Genomic DNA, 17,420 nt, shown 5'->3' with positions numbered 1-17,420 from the left:
TTCTCAAATTTGGCGATTTGCGGGGGAGACAGCGGTCATCCCGCCGATAGAATGCGCTGGGCCTGTTGCCCCAATATAATTTTTTTCAATCAATATGTAATCAGTGACGGATGGAAAGTAAACCACTTGGTGATTATCCGCGGGACGCCGTGGACCGCCTGCTCAATGTCATTCACCTGTTTCGCGATATCCGCGCCACCAGCGAATGGCAGTACGACGTGTTGCTCAAGCGTTCCCAGCTTGTGAGCCTGCAGGCGGGTGAGCAATTATTGAACGCGGGTGACGTGGACCAGTGGGTGTACTTCCTGTTGCGCGGCGAACTGCAGGTACACGTCGAGAGCGCGGCGACGGGGAAAATCGACGCGGCGGAACGCCCGCTGGCGGTGATCCGCCCCGGCGAGGTGTTCGGCGATCTGTCCATGCTGCTGGCGGAGCCGCGCAGTGCCACTGTCGTGGCGGCGCCGGCCAGCCGCGATACCCAGGTTCTGGCAGTGGACTGCACCCTGTTCGGCGACCTGGAGGATTTCTCCCTGCTGCAGCTGCCCACCAAACTGGTGTTCTACCGCAATATGGTGCATTCCCTGCGCTGGAAGCTGGAAGTCTATCGTTCCAAATACCCCGCTCACCAACTGGCGGACAGCCACCGCAAACTGAAACTGTACACCGGGCCGAAGAACTGCCGCGAGGAACTGCTGGCGCTCGCGGACCAGGCCCGCGCCCTGGCGCGAATCCTGCTGGATTGGAATGCGGAATTCGGCAGCGGCGAACTGGTGGACGAGAGTTCCGATATGTTTGACTTTCTCGAATCGATGCTTTCCTGATACTCGGGACTCGGATGTAGGGGCGGGTACAAGATTTGCCCCAGCAACCCTCTTTCGTCGTTCCGGCGCAGGCCGGAACCTGTGGATACCGGCCTGCGCCGGTATGACGAATTGATAACTCAAGTTTCGGAGTGCGCGGAACCAGCCTTAGTACTGTTGGGTCATGGGACCGAACCCTGTCGGAGCCTGCCCTGCAGGCGAATAGTACGTTGCCATTTAGCACAGCTTTTTCGCCTGCAGGGCAGGCTCCCACAGCAGACACAGTGCACAACCAAGCGGCACGACGCCCTGATCTGAACTAATTTCCCATCTGTCACCACTCCTTGACTTTGACCCGCGGCAGGCTTGCAGGCTCTATCGTGGCGATGTGCCGGAGACTGGCGTGATAACCCTTGTGAATTTCACATTCCGCTAGAAATGTTCACTGCGCAGGCCGCATCCGCCGCCTACAATTTGCCTTCCGCCAGAATACGGAGGTTTTGGCGGAAGCTGGATTTTTTCCCCTTCGCAAGGTTTTCGAGATGAAAGTTTTTGCAACCTTCTGGCGGCAGCGCAATTATCGTGTGGCCGCGGTCGTCGCTCTGTTGGCCGTGTTGTGGCTGTTGAGCGGCCTGGTATTTTCCGTTGGACAATCGTCGGCGCCGGGGGATGGCGACAGCCGGGCAACTGCCCCCGGCGAATCACTGCGGGTACAAGCGAAAAGGCTTAGGGCCCAGTCCTACCTCACTCGCGTACAGGTAAACAGCCGCACGGAGCCGAATCGCAGCGTGCGCCTGCGCGCGGAACTGGACGGCGCCATCGTCGCGCTGCCGGTGGAGGAGGGGCGTGCAGTCAAACGAGGCGAGGTGATCTGCGAGATCGAAGCGGAGGACCGGCCGGAAAACTTGGTCCGGGCCAAAGCCGCGCTGCACAAGGCGGAACTCGATTACCAGGGCGCCCAGCGGCTGAAGAAAAAGGGGCTGCAATCGAACACCGACCTGGCTGGGCAGGAAGTGGCGCTGGCCGACGCGCGGGCGGAGTTCAAGCGGGCTCAAGTGGCAGTGGACAACCTGAAAATCCGCGCGCCCTTCGACGGCGTGGTCAACAGCCGCGCGGTGGAACTGGGGGATTTCATTCGCCGCGGCGAGGAGTGCGCCACTCTGCTGGACCTGGACCCGATACTGGTGGTGGGCGAGGTGTCCGAAGCGCAGGTGGGCGGCCTCACTATCGGCGGCCCTGCCAGTGCGCAGCTGCAGGGTGGGCAGACGGTGCGAGGGCGCCTGCGCTATATCAGCCGGCAAGCGGACGAACTGACCCGCGCCTATCGGGTGGAAGTGGCGGTGGAGAATTCCTCGGCCGCATTGCGCGCGGGACTCAGCGGGCGCCTGGCGCTGCCCATCGGTGAGATATTGGCGCACAGGATCAATGCCTCACTGTTGACTCTCGACGACCGCGGCGACCTGGGCGTGCGTATCCTCGATGCCGGCAACCGGGTGCGTTTCGCCAATGTTGAGCTGTTTGGGGATGCGGATGAAGGTGTCTGGGTTGGAGGCTTGCCGGCCCGGGTCACGCTGATCACTGTCGGCCAGGAATATGTCTCCGTCGGCGAGGTTGTCAGTGTGGAATTTGAGCCCGGAGAGGGCGACCTGCCCGTGCCCGGCGAAACCGCAATGGAGGTGCTGCCCACGGCGAGTGAAGTGGTGTCACCGGCGGGGGGTGACGCGCAATGAAATTGCTGGACAACGCCATAGATCGCAGCCGCAGCTCGATCAGCCTGATGTTGTTGATTGTGCTCGTCGGCCTGGCGGCGCGGGTGGGCATGACCGTGGAATCCAGCCCGGAGGTGAATCCACCGGTGGTGATCGTGCAGGTGACCCACGAGGGGATTTCCCCGGAGGACGGTGTGCGCCTGCTGGTGCGTCCGCTGGAACAGGATATGCGCGTCCTCGAAGGCGTGGAGGAAATAATTTCCACCGCGCGGGAATCCATGGCGTATCTGGTGATTGAATTCGATGCCGCCATGGACGTGGATGACGCGGTGGACGAAGTGCGCAATGCCGTGGACCGGGCCAAGGCGGAACTGCCTCGGGACGCGGAGGAGCCGGTTGTCGAGGAAGCCTCGGCACAACCGTTCCCGGCAATCGTGGTCACTCTGGCCGGTGAACAGGTCAGCGAGCGGGTGCTGTTGCAGAGTGCGCAGCACCTGCGGCGCAAGATCGAAAACCTGAGTTCGGTACTGAGTGCCGACCTGCGCGGCAACCGCGAGGAGGTGGTGGAAGCCACCATCGATCCGGTGCGCCTGGAGCACTACGGGGTGACCAGCGGCGAGTTGATCAACGCGGTGCTGAACAACAACCTGCTGATTCCCGCCGGCGAACTGGAGACCGGCCGGGGCCGCTTCTCCGTCAAGGTGCCGGGGCTGATCGAAACGGCGCAGGATATATACGAAATTCCCCTGAAGAATTCCGCCCGCGGTGTGGTGACCCTGGGCGATGTCACCGAAATTCGCCGCACCTTCAAAGACGTTTCCAGTTACACCAGCGTCAACGGCCGCCAGGGGCTGGCGATCAACGTGGAAAAACGCACCGGCGCCAGCTCGGTGGAAGTGGCGGACGCGGTGCGCGCCCTGGTGCGGGAGGAACTGCAGTACCTGCCGCGGGGTGTCGAGGTGGATTTCGTCTTCGACCAATCCCAGTTCGCGCGGGATATGGTCAGTGAGATGCAGGGCAATATTCTCACCGCGATGCTGCTGGTGATGGTAATCGTGGTGGCGGCGCTGGGTTTTCGCTCCGGCATGCTGGTGGGCCTGGGCATTCCCTTCTCGCTGCTGTTCGGCTCCATTGTCACCTGGTATCTGGGCTACTCATTCAATTTTATGGTGATGTTCGGCATGCTGCTGGCGCTGGGCATGCTGATCGACGGCTCGATTGTGATCACAGAATTCGCCGACCGGAAAATGGCCGAGGGGCTGTCCGCGCGCGACGCCTATGTGACTTCGGTGCGACGCATGTTCTGGCCGGTGGTTGCTTCCACCGGCACCACCCTGGCGGCCTTTCTGCCGATCATGTTCTGGCCCGGTGTTGTGGGCGAGTTTATGCGCTACCTGCCGGTGACGGTGTTCGCGGTACTCTCCGGCTCGCTGCTCTACGCGCTGTTTTTCGCTCCGGTGTTGGGAGCCATGTTCGGCAGGAGCGCGCTGGACCCGGTGACCCGGCAAAACCTTCGGGAATTGGAAGTGGGACAGCCGGGGGCGCTCGACGGTATTACCGGCGCCTACGCGCGCTCCCTGGAGTGGGTGGTGCGCCGCCCGCTCGCGGCTTTTGTCACCACCCTGCTGGTGCTGGTCTGTATCTTTTTCGCCTTCGGCCGCTTTGGCGCCGGGGTGGAGTTTTTTACCGAGACCGAAGAGCAGTATGGCAATGTGGAAGTCCGTGCACAGGGCAATTTGTCGGTGGAGGAAAAGAAAACCCTGGTCGCGCAGGTGGAGCGCGCGGTGCTGGAGGTGCCGGAAGTGCGGGTGGCCTACACCGCGATCGGTTCCGGCGGTCTGTCCGGCAACACCGAACGGGCGCCGGACCAGATCGCCAACATACTGGTGGAGCTGCTGCCGGCGCAGGAGCGCGAGCGCCGCAGTCGGGAGATTTTTGCCGACCTGAATACCCCCCGCGGCGCGGTGCCCGTCAGCAGTTTCGTGCACACCGAAGCCAGACCCGAGGTGGATAAAATAGAGCGTATCGACGGAACCACCCGCATGCAGGTCAAGGCCGATGTGCAGGAGGGGGTATTGGCGGACGACAAGGTCCGGGAGATCCGCGCCTGGCTGGAGGAGCACCCGGTGGACGGCGAGGTGGATTTGCTGTTCCGCGGTGCCGATGAGGAGCAGAACGAGTCACTCAGCTTTCTCGCGGTGGCTTTCCTGCTGTCGCTGTTCCTGATGTTTATCCTGTTGGTGACCCAGTTCAACAGTTTCTACCAGTCGCTGCTGATTCTATCCTCCGTGGTGATGTCCACCCTCGGTGTGATGCTGGGGCTCACTCTCACCCAGAGCACCTTTAGCGTGATCATGACCGGCGTGGGCATAGTGGCGCTGGCCGGTATCGTGGTGAACAACAATATCGTGCTGATCGACACCTATAACCATGTGCGCGGAGCCGATCCGGAACTGCCGCCGGCCGGGGCGGCGGTCAAGGCCGCGGCACAGCGGCTGCGCCCGGTGTTCCTCACCACTGCCACCACTATTCTCGGACTGCTGCCGCTGGCACTGGGGGTGAGCGTGGATATGGTGGGGCGCAATATCGTGGTGGGCGGCGTGATCGCCTCATTCTGGGTGAAGCTCGCCAGCGCCATCGTCTACGGCCTCACCTTTTCCACCCTGCTTACATTGATCGTAACTCCGGTTATGCTGGTACTGCCCGGGCGCCTGCGGGAACTGCTGCGCAGCGTTTTGCCACCGCGGCGTCCCCCTGGGACAAGGGAGGCGAGGGCTGAACGATCTGTAGAGGCGGAACCGGACGGGTAAGTACTGTCCGTGAAACAGGAGAGCCGGCATAGATGGCGAGCGAATGGCCAACTGCGATCACCGAACAGGCGGAGCGGCTGTGCGAACGGCTGCAATCTGAAATCGACGACTTTATTTCCGACCACCAGTTGCCGGCGTCGTTCCGCCGCCAGGTAGAGCACTACTATGTGCCGCTGGCTCTGTGGCTGGCGGGGCGCAAGGAGAAGGATAAAACCCTGGTGGTAGGTATCTGCGGCGGCCAGGGTTCCGGCAAATCCACTCTCACGGATTTCCTGCAATTGGCCTGGGAACATCTGGGGTTTGGCAGTGCGGGTTTTTCCCTGGACGACATTTATCTCACCAGGATCGAGCGCCGGCAGCTCGCGCAACAGGTGCATCCACTGCTGGAAACCCGCGGTGTGCCAGGCACCCACGATGTATCCCTGGGGCTGGAGACGATCTCACGCCTGTGCAACAGCGATGGCGACACCGAGATCGCTATTCCCCATTTCGACAAATCCATCGACGAGCGCACACCCGAGGGTCTGTGGCCGCGTCATAGAGGGCCGGTGGATATTCTCCTGTTTGAAGGCTGGTGTGTGGGCGCCAGGCCTTGGGAGAACAGCCCCGAGCCGATCAATGCGCTGGAACGGGAGGAGGACAGCCGGGGCGTCTGGCGCAATTACGTCAATGCGCAGTTGGAAGGCCCCTACCAACAGCTGTTCGCACCGCTGGATACCCTGGTGATGTTGAAGGTGCCGGATATGGAGTGTGTGCTGGAATGGCGTCGACTGCAGGAGAGAAAACTGCGGGCGCGCCATGGCAATGGTATGAGCGACGACGAAATAGCGCGTTTCGTCCAGCACTACGAGCGAATCACCCGCAACCTGCTGGCCGAGATGCCGTCCAGGGCGGACTGTGTACTGGAGCTGGGCGGGGATCATCAGATAAAGCGGGCGCGGTTGAATAATTAGGCCGGGAACGCCGAGCCCCAGCTCGGCACGCGGGCCGCAGCCCCGCCGATGGCGGCCTTACGCTCACCACTTATCATTCACCATAAAAAACCCGGCTGAAGCCGGGTTTTTTATGGTCTTGTGCTCGCCTTCCATAACGGGCGACTACAGGGACCGTCCTTACGCCCTCTTCGGCGGACGACCGGGGCCTCTCTTTCCAGCAGCGGCTTTCTTCGGGCGGCCCGGGCCTTTCGCAGTGGTGGCCTTCTTCGGACGGCCTGGACGCTTCTTCACCGTGGTGGCCTTCTTGGGGCGGCCTGGACTTTTCTTCTCACTGGCAGCCTTCTTGGGGCGGCCTGGACTTTTCTTCTCACTGGCGGCCTTCTTGGGGCGGCCCGGAGCTTTCTTGGTCTTCTTCGCTGCAGCCTTGGCCTTGGCGGCTGCTTTTTTGGCCTTGGCTGCGGCCTTCTTCTTGGCAGCGGCGGCTTTCTTGCGCTCTGCAGCGGCGGCTTTCTTGGCGGCAGCGGCGGCCTTCTTCTTCTCCGCCGCAGCCTTCTTCTTAGCCTTTGCTGCGTCTTTCTTGGCTTTGGCAGCAGCTTTCTTCTTCTCCGCAGCGGACAGCTTCTTGGCGATGGCCGCCTCTTCCTTGGCTACGGCTTTGGCTACCTTGGTGGCCAGCTTGTTTTCCGATTCGATGGTGGCCAGCTGAGTTTTGGCCTCGGTTGCGGCGGCCTTGGCCTGCGCAGCCGCTTTCTTGGCTGCCGTGGAGGCGGCGGTGGCCGCTTTCAGCTGCTTCTGCTGTGCCGGGGTCTTCTTCTTCGCCCGTACAGCTTTTACTTTATCCTGTGCGGCCTTGGCTTTGGCGGCGGCTTTGTCGGCATCCTTGGCCAATTTATCGGCAGCTTTGGCCGCATCCTTTTCCTGTTTTGAGCGCGCCTCCTCCAGTTTGGATTTCAGAGCGCTGAGTTCCGATTCCAGTTTGGCGACAGGACTGATTGTCGAAGTTTTTTTACGTGGAGCCATAAAATTTCCCTGTATTTAAGAGTTGTTATGGATGAGTGAAAATCATCGCGCTAATTGCAGCTCATTTATATACTGGAATGCAAGTGTTTTAAGGGATTTTTACCCCGCAATGAATAAATTTAAGAGTTTTTTTACCTTTCTCGCTTTTATCTGGCTCTACAGCTGCGGTTTTTGGGCTCTGTTCCGATGGATTTCCGTCGGCGGCATCGCCTGGCTGGGGTTAGCAGTAAACGCCCTGGCATTGCCGGTTTGGATGATCCTGCGTTTGTGGCGGCCAGCCAGATATCGCGGTTCACTGCGTGAAGATCCGGCATTTGCGGCAGTCTTGCTCGGGCTGGCGGTTGTCCTCGTCACCGACACCGGCAAGGGAGAGCCCGCCTACCTGGCGATTTACAACCTGTTTATCCTGCTCGCCTACCTGTTTCACCTCTCCGCATTGCGCCAGCCGGAAATGCCGGGGGTCAACGAGCGGTTTCCCCCTTTATGCACCGTGGAGGGGCAGCGATTGGACCCCGCTGCCGGGGTGAGAGAGGGAAATATCGAGGGGCTGGTGCTGGTATTTCTGCGCGGCACTTTTTGTGCAGACAGCCGCGCCCTGTTGTCGAAGCTGCCGGAACTGGGGGAGCTATTGAACCACTACAACGCACAGCTGATTTTGTTCAGCACTGAGGATAAAAGGAGGTGGGCGCATTTGTGGCGCGGCGGGCAGCTGCCGGAAATTGTTCAACTGGCGGAGGAAGAGGAAGCTAACCGGCCCTTTGTCGCCGCCGGCGGACAGCCGCTGTGGCAGCGCCTGTTCAGACCTTCCACACCCACCGCAGGGGTCTGTCGCCCCGGTTTATGGCTGCTGGACGGCGAGGGTTTCGTGCTTTGGCGACATCTGCCGGGGAACTATCGTACCCCGGGAGATGTGGATTTGTTGAAAGGGCAGTTGTCCCGTTTGGGGGAATAGAGGGTAGTGGTCCGTGGCCGATGGATCGCTACCCACTAACCTTTCGTCAGAGAGGGCCGTAGGGCAGGTAGCGATTGTCCGAGTGCTGTTTGATCCACAGCAACTGATCCCGGTCCAGCGGTGTCCCGCGCTGGCGCAGTGATTTGGCCATCGGGATCACCGGTGACTCGGCGCCGGCATCCCAGCCGGGGAGCTGCGCTTCGGCCAGGGTGAAAAACCGGATCAATTGCCAGAGCTGTTCTTTGTTCCAGGCTTCGCTCTCCTCCAGCCAGCGCTGTGTCGGCAGGCGCACCAGGTACGAGGCCTGCCGATCCTCCGGGGACAGGCTTTCAGGCAGCGGGGCGGCGGACTGTGCGGCGGAGATATACCGCTGTAACAATTCCCGGTTAATCTTCTCCCCCTCGCCGCTCTGTTGCGGTGCTTTCTCTGGTTCCCAGGCGCCGACGCTCATTGCACAACTCCTCCGATGGAAAATGCCGCGCATTATAACGATCCGGGCGCCGCTCTGCCGAGCTCGGGCGGCGAATACTTGCAGTTGTGTGGCGAAACTGGGTAAATTGCAGCCCGGTTCCCGATAAGGAGGGCCGCCAAGAAAAATAATGGCCGTGGGCGCAGCAGGAAGCGCACAACCCGCGGTACGAACCGGACTGGTTGTTTATGCGCTTCGTGCCTCTGCTTTTACTGCTCTCCCTGCTGAGCGCCTGTGGCGACTCCCGCTCCTGGCTGGAGCAGCGCCCCGACTCCCTGGTGAAAGACGACCAGTTAATCTGCATCATCGGCGACCCCGGCACCGGCGATGAAAACCAGTGGGCGGTGGCCCGGGCGCTGCAGACCATGGAATGTGACCAGATCCGGGTGCTCGGCGATGTCATCTACCCTTCCGGTATCACCAGCCCCCAGGACCCGCTGTTGCAGTCCAACTTTATGCAACCCTACGCCGAGCTGCTCGGCAAGGGCGTCCCCTTTTACCTGGTGATGGGCAATCACGACTACAAGCAGAACGCCGGCGCCTGGCTGCAGGTGGCCGCGGAGAACCCCGATATCGTGTTTCCCAACTGGTATTACGCCGAGCGCTGGGGCGATATCTGCATCTTCAGCCTGGAAACCACTTGGTACAACAAGCTCTACTTTATTCACAAACGCTTTGCGGAGACCATGTGGCTGCGCCGGACCATGGAGGCGCAGAGAGATCGCTGCGGGTTTTCGCTGGTGCTCGGGCATCACCCGCTGATGAGTTCCGGTCGCCACGGCGACGCCGGCTACGGTGAGGCCCTGTTTCTGCGCGACGAGGTATTCGGCAAGGTGGATCTGTATATCGCCGGTCACGACCACTACCTGTCCGACGAAGGCGACTATAAAGGTACCCGCCAATTGGTCAGTGGCGCCGCCGGAAAATTGTCCCACCTGAAGGGCGACGAACAGGAAGACGAGGACTACCACAGTTACGGCGCGGAGGGTGCCGTATTCGCGGCCTGGGAGCAGGGTTTCGTCACGCTGCGCTTCCAGCGGGACAAAGATGGCGATAGTGTGATGGGCGACTACCGTTTCTACGCGGTCACTCCGGATGGTGAAGGTGGCTATCAAGAGCTGCGCCAGGTATGGGAAGGCCAGGTGCGCGGTCGCGGCCTGCGACTGGGAGACGGGTGATATTTCCGGCCGGGCGGCCGCCGAAGTCGCCAGTATAGATGTAAGAAGAGCAACCGAGGAAATCATGGAGTTTATCGCGCAACCCTTGCCGGCCACCAAGCGGGTGGCCCTGGTGGCCCACGACAATCGCAAGAGTGCCCTGGTCCAGTGGTGCAACCGCCACCGCGGCCTGCTCGAACGGCACCGCCTGCTGGCGACCGGAACCACCGGGTCACAGCTGGAAGCGGCTACGGGGCTGGAAGTGGAAAAGCTGTTCAGCGGTCCAATGGGCGGCGACCAGCAACTGGGGGCGAGGATCGCCCAGGGGGAGATCGATCTGCTGATCTTCTTCTGGGACCCCTTCGAGCCCATGCCCCATGACCCGGACGTCAAGGCCCTGCTGCGTATCGCCGCGGTGTGGAACATCCCGGTGGCCTGCAATTCCAGCAGCGCGGATATGATGGTGCAGTCGACGTTGATGGACGCCAGCTTCGAGCGGGAGGTGCCGGACTACCAGGGTTATCTGGCCGAACGGGCCGGAAAATGACTGGTCAAATATTGACCTGTCCAGTTAAGGTTGAATTGTAACTTATTGATTTTAAATGGTTTTTGTCCCGGGTGGCAGGTTTCACTTGCAATACTGGCAATTTCCCGGCAATCTTGCCCACCTGATTAGACCGGTCAACCCGGCGCCATTTGCATTTAGCTAATTGTACGGTGTTTTATGAGTAGACGACGCGGTAAGGCTGTAGAAGAGGAAAAAGCCGATATCGACCTGACGCCCATGTTGGACGTCGTATTTATCATGCTGATCTTCTTTATCGTGACGGCGTCCTTTGTTAAAGAGAAGGCGCTGGATGTGAACGTCCCCGATCCGGATCAGACCCAGGAAACTCCTCCGAATGACGACAAGCAGAACATCCTGCTGACGGTGAACGCCACCGACGAGATCTGGATGGGCACCACCCGCATCGACAGCCGCGCGGTCCGTGCCCGTATCGCCCAGCTGTTCGCGGAAAACCCGCAGGCCATCGTCATTGTGCGCGCACACAACAAGTCCAGCGCGGACGCTTATGTGCAGATTGCCGACGCGGCCAAGGAAGTGAGCTCCGGAATCCAGGTCTCCCTGGTGCCTTACGAGGACTGATCCTCCGGCGGACACGAAAAAAGCCAGCTACGCGCTGGCTTTTTTTTATACCGCCAATATCACCCTCTCCCTGTAGGAGCGGCGGGGCGGTCAGCCGCCCATAGCCGCGATCGATCTCTGCTTCGTAAGCGCAATCCGATCGCGGCCAGCGGCCGCTCCTACTGCGCACAATCATTGCGGGTCTCCGACCCCGAATTAAAGCTCTGCCCGAATCGCCCACAGATCCGGAAACACCGGCTTGAACAGCGTGCTCTGCAGGTAGCCCACACCGCTGGAACCGCCGGTGCCCATCTTGCTGCCGATGGTGCGCTCCACCATTTTCACATGGCGGTAGCGCCACTGCTGCAGTGAGGCGTCGATATCCACCAGCGCTTCGCAGATCTCGCTCACCAGCGGATCGTTGCGGTACACGTCGATCAACACCTTCTGCACTGCCCGTGAGGGCTCCGTCACCCGACTGAAATCCCGCTCCAGTTCGCTCAGGGGAATCTCGTGCCCCTCCTGGGCGAGGAAGTTCAAAAAGGCGTCCCACAGGGTTGGCGCCTGCAGGCGCCTCTCCAGCCGCTGGTAGTGCTCCGAGCCCGGCTTGTAGTTTTCCAGCTTCTTCGGGTCCTTGGCGCCGAACAGGAATTCCAGCTCGCGGAACTGGAATGACTGGAAGCCACTGGCACTCGCCAGGCGATCGCGGAAAGACATGAATTCCAGCGGGGTCAGTGTCTCCAGGATGTCCACCTGCTGGATCAGGGTGTGGTAGATGGTTTCCACCCGCTTCAGGGTGTGCAGCGCACGGTTGCGTTCGCCGCCGTTGAACAGGCGCACGAGAAAGTCCAGCTCGTGCAGCAGCTGCTTGAACCACAATTCGTAGCTCTGGTGAATCACGATAAACAGCAGCTCGTCGTGCTCGGGTCCCTCGGACAGAGGCTGTTGGCACTGCAGCAGCTCGTCTACTTTTAGGTAGGAACTGTAGGTAACGGTCATAGGGAAAGAACCTGCTCAAGAAGCGAGTGACGGCGAAATAAACCGCTCTTTAAACCGCCCGCTTCAAAAATAAAATTGCGGAAAACACATTAATATTGGTGCCATTATAAGGTCTGGAACCATGCGAATGGAAAATACTGCGCAATCCCTGCGAATCGATGGCGCCCGCCTGTGGGCCAGCCTGATGGAAATGGCCCGTATCGGCGCCACCCCCGCCGGCGGCTGCAACCGCCAGGCATTGACCGATGAGGACAAACAGGGGCGCGACCTGTTTTTGCAGTGGTGCCGCGAGATCGGCTGCGAGGTCCGCATCGACCGCATGGGCAATATCTTCGTCCGTCGCGCCGGCAGCGAGCCGGACGCGCCGCCGGTGGTCACCGGTTCGCACCTGGATACCCAGCCCACAGGGGGCAAGTTCGACGGGGTCTACGGCGTGCTCGCCGGGCTGGAAGTGTTGCGCACCCTGGAGGACCAGGGTGTGCGAACCCGGGCATCGCTGGAACTGGTGGTGTGGACCAACGAGGAGGGCGCGCGCTTCTCTCCTGCGATGATCGGCTCCGGCGTCTGGGCCGGCGAGTTCAGCCTCGAATACGGCCACGGCCGAGCGGACAAATCCGGTGCCACCATCGGTGAAGAGCTGAGGCGTATCGGCTACCTGGGCGAGGAACCCGCCGAGCCCAAGCCCATAGCCGCCGCCTTCGAGGTACATATCGAGCAGGGCCCGATACTGGAAAAAAAGAACGAGGTGATCGGCGTGGTCACCGGCGTCCAGGGCATCCGTTGGTACGACGTCACCTTCCACGGCACACCCTGCCACGCGGGCCCCACGCCCATGGCCGATCGTCGCGATCCGGTGCAGGCACTGGCGCTGTTGTGCGAGCGCCTCTACAGCGAAGTGAAGGCCTACAGCGACGACGCACGTATGACCTGCGGCGATCTGCGCGCCGAGCCCGGCAGCCGCAACACGGTACCGGAAAAGGTCGCGCTGGCGCTTGACCTGCGCCACCCGCAGCCAGAGGGGTTGGAGCACCTTCACCGGACCCTTTACCGCATGGCGGACCAGGTCGAGGAGGCCACCGGAGTCGCAATCGATGTGCGCGAGGAGTGGCACTCGCCGCCGGTGGTCTTCGATTCCCAGTGCATCGAAGCCGTGGACGACGCGGCCAAAGCCCTGGGCTGCAGCCACCGGAAAATGGTCTCCGGGGCCGGTCACGACTCGGTCTACGTCTCTCGCGTGGCACCGGTGTCGATGATCTTCGTACCCTGCGCCGGAGGCCTCTCCCACAACGAGGCCGAATCCGCCGAACCGGACCACCTGGAGGCCGGCTGTAACGTGTTGCTGCAGGCCATGCTGGCCCGCGCCGGCACCGCTTCCTAGTCTCCCCTCTCCCGCTTGCGGGAGAGGGGCCGGGGGAGAGGGCCCCCCGGGACCGCGGAGCTCCAGCTCCGCCAGCGTGCGCAAGCCCGCCCCAAACCACCGAAAACGAATCCGGAACGAAAATAAATGAAAGAATTCACTCTCCGCCGCCGCAAAGAAGAGGGCGGCACCAAACCGCTTGAAAAGTGGGGCATGGACTCTGAATACGGCCTGCTGCGCGACGTGCTGATCGGCCCGGTGGATAACTTCAGTTGGCGCACCGGCAATGCCAGTGCCCGCCGTGCCGAGCGCCTGGGGCTTGTGTTCGACCACAAGGTGGCCGCCGCCCAACACGCGGAAATGCTTGACGCCTACCGCCACGCCGGGGTCAACACCCACCTTATTCCGCCGGACAGCAATCTGCCCTACCAGATTTACGGTCGCGACTCTTCAGTAATGACTCCCTGGGGCCCTATCGTGACCCAACTGTACAGCCCCTGGCGCCGCGGCGAATGGGTGCCGATCGTGAAAAAGTACGCGGAGTTGGATATTCCCATCTACGACGTGATCACCGCTGGTTCCCTGGAGGGAGGGGACTTCATGGTGTTGGAACCCGGCATCATCCTCTGTGGCTACTCCGGCGAGCGCACCAGCCCCCAGGGATTCCAGCAGATGAAGCGCTGGGTGGAAAAAGAGGGTTGGGAAGTAAAAGGCTACCAGTTCGACCCCTTCTTCCTGCATATCGACGTCATGGTGGCCATGCTTGCGGAAAAACTCGCCGCCATCTGTGTGGATGCGGTGGAACCGGAGCTGGTGCAGTGGTTCAGGAGCCGCAATATCGAGATCATCGATATTCCCTTCCCGCAGGTGCTGGAACTGGGGGTGAACGTGGTGGCTCTGGGCAATGACCGTGTAATGCTGCCCAGCGCCAATAAGGGGCTGGCGGAGAAGTGCCGCGCCCACGGCCTGGAGGTGATAGACCCCGATATCTCCATGATCACCCCCGGCGGCGGCGGCGTACACTGCATGTGCCAGCCGCTGCGCAGAGATTCGGTTAGCCAATCTGGTTGAATCGGCCCTCGTGCGGGCTGTGGCAGTGGCTAATATGGGTGTCTTTGAGGAGCGGCCTCGCTTCGTAGTGCAGACTGATCGCGGCCAGCGGCGGATGGCCGCCCCGCCGCTCCTACAGGGTGCCGATACCCAGGCCAACCTGCTTATCTTTGTAATCCGGAGAAGCCCATGCAAACCCCATGCGCAGAAATCCAGTCCCAGGTCACAGACCGCGTACTGGAAATCACCATCAACCGCCCCGAGCGCAAGAATGCCCTCACCATGGCCATGTACAGCGCCCTGGCCGAACTGCTCAACAGCGCCGCGGGCAATATCGAAGTTCGCGCCGTGGTCCTCTCCGGCACCGAGGGCGTGTTCACCAGCGGCAACGACCTGACGGATTTCCTCGGCGGCTCCGCCTCCAGCGAAGAATCGCCGGTCTTCCAATTCTTGGTCGCCCTCTACAACTTCCCGAAACCGGTGGTGGCCGCCGTCAACGGCCCCGCCGTCGGCATAGGCACCACCATGCTGCTGCACTGCGATATGGCCTTCGCCGGCGACGACGCCGTGTTCCAGATGCCCTTCGTTAACCTCGGCCTTTGCCCGGAGTACGCTTCCAGCTACTTCCTGCCCCGGCTGATGGGGCACGTGAAGGCTTCCGAACTCCTGCTGCTGGGCAAAAAATTCGGCGCGGACGAGGCGGTGGAGCTCGGCATCTGCAACGCCGTAGTGCCCGCCAGCGAAGCTTTGGACATGGCGCGCGCTGCTGCCGGCGAACTCGCAAAAAAAGCCCCCGAAGCGGTGCGCCTCACCAAACAGCTGTTGCGCCAGGGTACCCATTCCGCCGGAATGGAAGTGATCGAGCGGGAGGCCGGATACTTCCAGAAGCGCCTGGCGTCGGAGGAGTTCAAGGAGGCGGCCACCGCCTTTATGGAAAAGCGGCCGGCGGATTTCTCCCGGTTCGAGTAGTTTTATCGAAAATTACAGAGCGGTAGTGCAAAATCGCCTTTTTGTAGCTCGCACTGTACATCTACGGTAAAGCCTAGGGGTCCTGTTGGGGCGGGCTTCCCTAAATTGGGGCGCTTAACTCATTTCTGGCGAATACCCTTTGGGCTTCTCGCGGAGTTATTTTTGCAATATTATGTCTAACGATAGACATTTTGTTGATGGATTCCGGGTGTACCCGGATACCGGTCTGTGAGCGGTTTCTTTGAACAAAAAGGCCAGCTTATGGCGCGGCTGGCCGGGGAGAACAATATGAATGAATGTCACGAGGAAAGCGATAGAGCATCGTCACGGTTGACCGAACAGGGGGCGATTGCCCGGGAGGCTGGGCGCCTCAGGACTGCGAGTCTGGAGCAGTTGTTCGAGGCGGATCCGGAGCGTGCGACCAGGTTCACCTTCAGCGCCGCGGGTATCACGCTCGACATGTCAAAGAACCTGATCGATGCGCAGGCACTGCGGCAGTTGATGGACCTGGCCAGTCGCCGCCAGATGGCGGAGCGGATTCGCGAGCTGATCGCCGGCGCGCCGGTGAACAATACCGAGGGGCGTGCGGCTGCGCACACGGCTTTGCGGCTCAGCGAGCCGGTCGAGTTCGCGGCCATGGCCCGGAGTGTGTCGGAACGGATCGACGACTATGTCCGGCGCGTACACAGTGGTAATCGCTGTGGCTACTCCGGCCGCCCCTTCACCCGTGTCGTCAATATCGGCATCGGCGGTTCGGATCTGGGGCCAAAGATGGTGGCCAGCGCACTGCAAGCGCATACCGCACACTTGGACACCCGCTTTGTGTCCAATGTGGATGGTGCGGATATCGCCACGGCGCTCGCCGACAGCGACCCGGAGACCACTTTGTTTGTCCTCGCCTCCAAGACCTTCACTACGCAGGAGACCCTGCGCAATGCACAGACGGCGCGCAGCTGGCTGCGGGGGGCGGCCGGCGGGCGCGATATAGACAGTCACTTCGTAGCGGTGACGGCCGCGCCTGAACGGGCCGGGGAATTTGGGGTTGCCCCGGATCAGGTGTTCCCCATGTGGGACTGGGTCGGCGGACGCTATTCTTTCTGGTCGGCGATTGGCATATCCATCGCGCTGCGCTTCGGCTGTGAGGCTTTTGCCGATCTGCGCGCCGGCGCCGCAGAGATGGATCGGCACTTTGCGGACACGCCGCTGGAACGGAATCTGCCGGTGCTCATGGGGTTGCTCGGGGTCTGGTACGGCAATTTCTTCGGTGCACAGACCCAGGCCATCATTCCTTACGCGCACAATCTGCGCCTGCTGCCGTCCTATCTGCAGCAGCTGGAAATGGAGAGCAATGGCAAAAGTGTCACCCGCGACGGCAAACCGGTTGCAGGCGCTACCGCACCGGTCATCTGGGGGGATGCGGGCACCAACGGCCAGCACTCTTTCCACCAGCTGTTGCATCAGGGCACGCATCTGATCCCCGTGGATTTCATTCTGCCGCTCACAAATCCCGCATCCCCGGAGGGCCACCAGCCCCTGCTGGTGGCCAACTGCCTGGCGCAAAGCCGCTCGCTGATGACAGGCAAAGATCTGGCACAGGCCAAGCGCGAGTTCATCGACAGCGGCTGTTCGGATGCCGAGGCCCAAGCGCTGGCACCGGCCAAAGTCATGCCCGGCAACCGCCCCAGCAACCTGTTGATGATGGACAGACTCACGCCAAAAACGCTCGGTGCGCTGATCGCTCTCTACGAGCACAAGGTCTACGTACAAAGTGTGATCTGGGATATCAACGCTTTCGACCAGTGGGGTGTAGAGCTGGGAAAACAGCTCTGTGGTGATGTGCTGGCGGCCATGTCCGGTGACGAAACTGCTGTGTTTGATACTTCTACCAATACCGCGATTACCCAATATCGCGCGCTGCAATCCCAGTCTGAAAATAACACCAAATAATAATTTGCCGGGCGGGAGGGATCCTCGTCCGGGAATTCCGCGATTCGAGCTATACCAAAATCGCATTCCGTGCCCGCTCACCCCGGCGATCAACCGGTTCAGGGATAGAAATCCGGGTGG

The 17,420-nt window shown here is 61.1% G+C and carries 15 protein-coding genes; 12 read left to right on the top strand and 3 right to left on the bottom strand.

The features are described 5' to 3' along the window. The first annotated feature begins 110 nt into the window (after positions 1 to 110). The 4 genes from FHS09_RS15470 (at position 111) to FHS09_RS15455 (ending at position 6,272) form a co-directional block, all read left to right on the top strand. Positions 111 to 821, top strand: a complete 711-nt coding sequence (locus tag FHS09_RS15470; protein WP_183461530.1) for a Crp/Fnr family transcriptional regulator — start codon at positions 111 to 113, stop codon at positions 819 to 821. A 521-nt stretch (positions 822 to 1,342) separates the two neighbouring features. Continuing rightward, positions 1,343 to 2,530 (top strand): efflux RND transporter periplasmic adaptor subunit, encoded by a 1,188-nt coding sequence (locus FHS09_RS15465; protein WP_183461527.1) that lies wholly within the window; start codon positions 1,343 to 1,345, stop codon positions 2,528 to 2,530. Then, the gene (locus tag FHS09_RS15460) at positions 2,527 to 5,319 is read left to right on the top strand and encodes an efflux RND transporter permease subunit (protein ID WP_183461525.1); all 2,793 of its coding nucleotides are present in this window, start codon (positions 2,527 to 2,529) and stop codon (positions 5,317 to 5,319) included. Before FHS09_RS15465 ends, FHS09_RS15460 begins: the two co-directional genes overlap by 4 nt. A gap of 32 nt (positions 5,320 to 5,351) precedes the next feature. Then, complete coding sequence (locus tag FHS09_RS15455) at positions 5,352 to 6,272, top strand: phosphoribulokinase (RefSeq protein ID WP_221192038.1); 921 nt, start codon at positions 5,352 to 5,354, stop codon at positions 6,270 to 6,272. Positions 6,273 to 6,431: 159 nt separating this feature from the next. Here FHS09_RS15455 and FHS09_RS15450 read toward each other — a convergent pair whose 3' ends face one another. Further along, complete coding sequence (locus tag FHS09_RS15450; protein ID WP_246395069.1) at positions 6,432 to 7,142, bottom strand: hypothetical protein; 711 nt, start codon at positions 7,140 to 7,142, stop codon at positions 6,432 to 6,434. 241 nt (positions 7,143 to 7,383) lie between these two features. On the opposite strand from FHS09_RS15450, the gene FHS09_RS15445 reads away from it, so the two are divergent. Then, a complete protein-coding gene (locus FHS09_RS15445) occupies positions 7,384 to 8,226 on the top strand; it encodes a hypothetical protein (RefSeq protein ID WP_183461521.1) in 843 nt (280 codons plus the stop codon). A gap of 46 nt (positions 8,227 to 8,272) precedes the next feature. On the opposite strand, the gene FHS09_RS15440 is transcribed toward FHS09_RS15445, so the two are convergent. Further along, a complete protein-coding gene (locus FHS09_RS15440; protein ID WP_183461519.1) occupies positions 8,273 to 8,677 on the bottom strand; it encodes a hypothetical protein in 405 nt (134 codons plus the stop codon). A gap of 206 nt (positions 8,678 to 8,883) precedes the next feature. Here FHS09_RS15440 and FHS09_RS15435 point away from each other — a divergent pair, with 206 nt between their 5' ends. The 3 genes from FHS09_RS15435 (at position 8,884) to FHS09_RS15425 (ending at position 10,999) form a co-directional block, all read left to right on the top strand. Next, positions 8,884 to 9,873, top strand: a complete 990-nt coding sequence (locus FHS09_RS15435) for a metallophosphoesterase (RefSeq protein WP_183461516.1) — start codon at positions 8,884 to 8,886, stop codon at positions 9,871 to 9,873. Positions 9,874 to 9,937: 64 nt separating this feature from the next. Continuing rightward, the gene (locus tag FHS09_RS15430) at positions 9,938 to 10,399 is read left to right on the top strand and encodes a methylglyoxal synthase (RefSeq protein WP_183461514.1); all 462 of its coding nucleotides are present in this window, start codon (positions 9,938 to 9,940) and stop codon (positions 10,397 to 10,399) included. A 177-nt stretch (positions 10,400 to 10,576) separates the two neighbouring features. Continuing rightward, positions 10,577 to 10,999, top strand: coding sequence for an ExbD/TolR family protein (locus FHS09_RS15425; RefSeq protein WP_183461511.1), 423 nt, complete (start codon positions 10,577 to 10,579; stop codon positions 10,997 to 10,999). A 195-nt stretch (positions 11,000 to 11,194) separates the two neighbouring features. Here the strand turns inward: FHS09_RS15425 and FHS09_RS15420 are convergent, their stop codons facing one another. Continuing rightward, the gene (locus tag FHS09_RS15420) at positions 11,195 to 11,977 is read right to left on the bottom strand and encodes a tryptophan 2,3-dioxygenase (RefSeq protein ID WP_183461509.1); all 783 of its coding nucleotides are present in this window, start codon (positions 11,975 to 11,977) and stop codon (positions 11,195 to 11,197) included. A 127-nt stretch (positions 11,978 to 12,104) separates the two neighbouring features. Here FHS09_RS15420 and FHS09_RS15415 point away from each other — a divergent pair, with 127 nt between their 5' ends. From FHS09_RS15415 to pgi, 4 genes are all read left to right on the top strand, one after another. Further along, complete coding sequence (locus FHS09_RS15415) at positions 12,105 to 13,355, top strand: Zn-dependent hydrolase (protein WP_183461507.1); 1,251 nt, start codon at positions 12,105 to 12,107, stop codon at positions 13,353 to 13,355. A 126-nt stretch (positions 13,356 to 13,481) separates the two neighbouring features. After that, positions 13,482 to 14,405: a dimethylarginine dimethylaminohydrolase family protein gene (locus FHS09_RS15410; RefSeq protein WP_183461505.1), complete on the top strand. Its 924-nt coding sequence runs from the start codon at positions 13,482 to 13,484 to the stop codon at positions 14,403 to 14,405. 168 nt (positions 14,406 to 14,573) lie between these two features. Further along, positions 14,574 to 15,353, top strand: coding sequence for an enoyl-CoA hydratase (locus FHS09_RS15405; protein ID WP_183461503.1), 780 nt, complete (start codon positions 14,574 to 14,576; stop codon positions 15,351 to 15,353). Positions 15,354 to 15,641: 288 nt separating this feature from the next. Beyond that, positions 15,642 to 17,300: a glucose-6-phosphate isomerase gene (gene pgi / locus FHS09_RS15400; RefSeq protein ID WP_183461657.1), complete on the top strand. Its 1,659-nt coding sequence runs from the start codon at positions 15,642 to 15,644 to the stop codon at positions 17,298 to 17,300. Positions 17,301 to 17,420 lie beyond the last annotated feature (120 nt).

Source organism: Microbulbifer rhizosphaerae (assembly GCF_014191725.1).
GTDB lineage: Bacteria > Pseudomonadota > Gammaproteobacteria > Pseudomonadales > Cellvibrionaceae > Microbulbifer > Microbulbifer rhizosphaerae.
This window is presented reverse-complemented; position numbering and strand designations above follow the sequence as displayed.